General features: G+C 65.0%; 6 protein-coding genes. 1 reads left to right on the plus strand and 5 read right to left on the minus strand.

Annotation, left to right across the window (positions count from 1 at the left end):
• The 3 genes from EOA60_RS21880 to EOA60_RS21890 all read right to left on the minus strand — a co-directional run.
• Nucleotides 1–368, minus strand: a 368-nt coding sequence (locus tag EOA60_RS21880) for an SDR family oxidoreductase (RefSeq protein WP_128311867.1), incomplete at its 3' end; no start/stop codon positions are given.
• Between the two features lie 107 nt (nucleotides 369–475).
• The gene (locus tag EOA60_RS21885; RefSeq protein WP_127335152.1) at nucleotides 476–1,402 is read right to left on the minus strand and encodes a J domain-containing protein; all 927 of its coding nucleotides are present in this window, start codon (nucleotides 1,400–1,402) and stop codon (nucleotides 476–478) included.
• A gap of 99 nt (nucleotides 1,403–1,501) precedes the next feature.
• On the minus strand, nucleotides 1,502–1,966 hold the full coding sequence (locus EOA60_RS21890) for an RT0821/Lpp0805 family surface protein (RefSeq protein WP_067327836.1): 465 nt from the start codon (nucleotides 1,964–1,966) through the stop codon (nucleotides 1,502–1,504).
• 40 nt (nucleotides 1,967–2,006) lie between these two features.
• On the opposite strand from EOA60_RS21890, the gene pdxH reads away from it, so the two are divergent.
• Nucleotides 2,007–2,624: a pyridoxamine 5'-phosphate oxidase gene (gene pdxH / locus EOA60_RS21895; RefSeq protein WP_095800897.1), complete on the plus strand. Its 618-nt coding sequence runs from the start codon at nucleotides 2,007–2,009 to the stop codon at nucleotides 2,622–2,624.
• A 22-nt stretch (nucleotides 2,625–2,646) separates the two neighbouring features.
• Here the strand turns inward: pdxH and EOA60_RS21900 are convergent, their stop codons facing one another.
• Together EOA60_RS21900 and EOA60_RS21905 are read right to left on the minus strand one after the other, a co-directional pair.
• Complete coding sequence (locus EOA60_RS21900; RefSeq protein WP_095823816.1) at nucleotides 2,647–3,399, minus strand: crotonase/enoyl-CoA hydratase family protein; 753 nt, start codon at nucleotides 3,397–3,399, stop codon at nucleotides 2,647–2,649.
• Between the two features lie 27 nt (nucleotides 3,400–3,426).
• Nucleotides 3,427–4,086 (minus strand): acyl-CoA dehydrogenase C-terminal domain-containing protein (locus EOA60_RS21905; protein WP_164899454.1); only part of this gene is annotated, 660 nt, incomplete at its 5' end.

Here is a 4,086-nt window from a genome sequence, read left to right on the forward strand (position 1 = left end):
GAAATATCCATGGTGCGCAGGAAATTATCGCGCGTCGTCTCGACATAACGGCCGGTCAGCTCGTCCTTGTCCGAGAAGGCGATGGCATGGACGAGGAAGTCGAGCTTGCCCCAGTGCTTGGCGATGTCGGCAAAGACTGCGTCCAGGCTTTCCGGATCGGTCACGTCGCAATGGCCGGCGACATGCGCGTTGAGTTCCGCCGCCAGCGGCTCGACGCGCTTCTTGAACGCCTCGCCCTGATAGGTCAGCGCGATTTCGGCGCCGTGATCGACGCAAGCCTTGGCGATGCCGAAAGCGATCGACCGATTGTTTGCGACGCCAAGGATGAGGCCTCGCTTACCGGCCATCAGGCCCTGTCCACCCGCCATGTGCGCAATTCTCCGCAAGAATGTCTGCTTTGTGGAGCCCTATCGCACAGGCACAGGGCCCCTTCAAGCGTCGAAAACAGACTGGCTTGAGGAGAAAACCGCTTCGATCAGCCTTTCCGCTTGCGCATCAGGGCTTCGAGATCGGCGTCTCCACCCTCCGGCAGCATCAGCCGCACATGGGCGTAGAGATCGCCATGGCCACCTACTTTTTCCGGCAGGCCCCTGCCCTTCAGGCGCAACACCTTGTCCGAGCTCGACCATGCGGGAACGTTGACCGCGAGCTTGCCGGTCGGCGTCTCGACGGCCACCTTGGCGCCGAGCACCGCGTCGGCGAGTTCGATAGGCAGGTCGACATGCAGGTCGCGGCCCTCGATGCGATAGCGCGGATGGCGGCGAATGTGGATCTTGACCAGCGCGTCGCCCGGCTGGCCGGGCCCCTGCTCGCCCTGACCCTTCAGGCGGATGGTCTGGCCCTCCTCGACATAGGTGGGAAGCTTGACCGCCATCTTGCGGCCGTCAGGGAACATCGCCGTCACCTTCTCCGCGGTGGCGGCCTCTTCGACGGTGATGTCCAGCGTGACATTGAGGTCAGGCGCCTGGACCGGCTGGCGACGGTCGCCACGGCCTGGACCGCGCCCACCCGAAAAGGCCTCGCCGAAGATCTGGCTGAAGATGTCGCTGTTGCCGTCGAAAGGATCGCCGCCCGGACGACCGGTGCGGAATTCGAAATGCGCCCCGCCGGGGCGCTGCTGACGGCGGAATCCGGCAAACGGATCGCCACCGGCCGCGCCCTCGAAGCCCTGGAATCTCGGCTTGCCGTCGGCGTCGATCTCGCCGCGATCGTAAGCTGCGCGGCGCTTCTCGTCGCCGACGATCTCATAGGCCTGGTTGGCGGCCGCAAAACGCTCTTTCGCCTTCGGATCATTCGGATTCTGGTCCGGATGATGCTGCTTGGCGAGCTTGCGGTACGCCGATTTTATTTCCTTGGCCGAGGCGTTCTTGGCAACGCCCAGCACCTCATAGGGGTCGCGCATGCTTCCTGCCTGAAAGAGAGATTGGGTCCACAGTTGCCCTCTATATGCGCTCGCATAGGAAGAAATTCCAGTGGTGCAAGATGCCAATGGACACTGAAATTAGAGCGCCTTGAACTCCTGCATGCGCCAGCCTCCGGCGTCGGCAATGCACAGCTCGCCCTGATACATGGCGACGCCGTCGAAACTTTCCCGCGTCGCGTTGAAGCGGCGGCAGGTCAAGCCGCCATCCTTGAGTTCCACCAGCTCGGTGATCGAGCCGCGGGAGCCGGTGCCGGCATTGGCCCATGGCACCGCCTGGCCGCCGAGCTCCTGGATGTCGGCGGAAGACACCGCATTGCCGATCGTGGTCTGGTCCGAGTCGTTGTCGCTGCTTGCCGGCACGGCGGGCGCGGACGGCGCGCTGGAGGTGATGATCGAGCGGTCAACCTCCGCCTTCTCGAGGCTGAAGCCGCCGGCGCCACAGGCCGCGAGCGGAAGCGCCAATGTCAGCAACGCAGCCTTGGCGCTGGCCGAAGCAATAACGCTCCATTGCCCGCTGTCAAAAGCTTGCGCGATACGCGACAATCGGCGAACTCCTCCCGCAACGTTAAAAATTTGGAAAACTATGAACGAAAGCGAGTTAACAAGCGGTGACTTCGCCGAGGCTTTGGAGCCGTTCCGGCTGTTTGCCGAGTGGCTGGACGACGCCGTCAAGAGCGAGATCAACGACCCCAACGGCGTTGCGTTGGCAACCGTCGACGCCGACGGCATGCCGGATGTGCGGATGGTGCTGCTCAAGGGGTTCGACGAAAGGGGATTTGTCTTCTACACGAATTTCGAGAGCGCCAAGGGCCGCGAGATTCTTGGCAGCATGAAGGCGGCGATGTGCTTCCACTGGAAATCGCTGCGCCGCCAGGTGCGCGTGCGCGGGCCGGTGGAGATCGTCAGCGACGCCGAGGCCGACGCCTATTATGCGACGCGGCCGCGCGGCAGCCGCATCGGCGCCTGGGCCTCGAAACAGTCGCGGCCGCTGGAAAGCCGCTTCGCGCTGGAGAAGGCGGTGGCCGAATACACGGCGCGCTATGCGATTGGCGAAATCCCGCGGCCGAAACACTGGTCGGGCTTCCGCATCCTGCCGGAGACGATCGAGTTCTGGCACGACCGCCCGTTCCGGCTGCATGACCGCATCGTGTTCTCGAGAAACGACGGCGGCGGCTGGGACAAGACGCGGCTTTACCCCTGATGTCGCCGAGAGCGGAGATTTTTCAGCCTTTCTTGCGGGTCATGAAGGCGGTCAACGCGGCGCGCGCCTCGTCGGACTTCAGCCGCTCGCGGAAATGCTCGCTCTCTAGCTTGATGTGGGCGACGAGTTCCTCGCGCGGCTCACGCATCAGATCGCGGGCAATCTTAAGCGCCTGCGGCGGCTTGGCGGCGATCTCGGCCGCCGCTGCCAGCACCGCGCCTTCCAGGGCGTCTTCCGCGACCACGTCGTAGATCAGGCCGGCGGCCTTGGCGCGCTCAGCCGAAAAGCCTTCGCCGAGACCGAGCAGCGCGAAGGCGCCCTGGCGGCCGAGGACCTGCGGCGCGAGCAGGCTCGAGCCGGCCTCCGGCACGAGGCCGAGGTCGACGAAGGGCGTGCGGAAGAGCGTTCGCGGCGTGGCGAAGGTCAGGTCGCAATGCAGATTGAGCGTGGTGCCGATGCCCACCGCTATGCCATCGACACCCGAGACCATCGGCTTCTCCGCCTTGGCCAGCGCCATCAGGAAATCCCACACCTCATTCCCCCCCTCGCCGCCGGTGGCGATCACCAGGAAGTCCGCAAGGTCGTTGCCGGAAGAAAAGGCACCGGGCACCCCGAGAAAGACATGGACGCGAACGGTCGGGTCGGCATCCCCTTCAGAAAGGGCGGCCGACATTTTCGCATACATGGCACGCGTCAGCGCGTTCTTCTTGTCCGGCCGATTCATGCGGATGATCTGCACGGCGCCCCAGCGCTCGATGAGGATATGGTCGGTCACGGTCGGTTCCTTCGGCTGACTGGCTGTTCAGGCGATCAGCGCCTTGCCGGCGGCGGCGAGGCTTTCGGCGCCGTCGATGACGCGCTCCTTGAGCGCGCGCGTCTCGCCTAGGAGGTTCTCGGCAAAGAAGCGGCAAAGCGCGACGCGGCCGCGGTCGGCTAGGCCGCCTTGCGCCAAATAAGCGCCGCCGGCGGCGAGCGAGATTAGGCGCAGATAGGGCGTGGCGCCGGCCATCGCGGCATCGGCCTTGCCGTCGGCCAACAGCCTTTGCAAGAAGCGCGTTGCCTCGTCGAGATCGGCAAGCGCGCGATCGAGATTGTCGGCGGTGCGGCCAAAACCTTCGATGTTGGAGGTGCGCACCGCATCGGCCATCGCTTTCAATTCGCCGATATAGCGATGCACGTGCGCGCCGCCGCCGAGCGGCAGTTTTCGCGAGACGAGGTCGATCGCCTGGATGCCGTTGGTGCCTTCATAGATCGGCGCGATGCGGGCGTCGCGATAGAGCGCCGCCGCGCCCGTCTCCTCGATGAAGCCCATGCCGCCATGCACCTGGATCCCCAGCGAAGCGGCCTCGACGCCGACATCGGTCGAAAAGGCTTTTGCCAGCGGCGGCAAGAGATTGGCGCGGTCGCGCCAGTTGGCGGCGGCCTCGCCCTCGGCGACACGGGCACGGTCGATGGCGTGCGA

The organism is Mesorhizobium sp. M1A.F.Ca.IN.020.06.1.1, assembly GCF_004023265.1.
GTDB lineage: Bacteria > Pseudomonadota > Alphaproteobacteria > Rhizobiales > Rhizobiaceae > Mesorhizobium.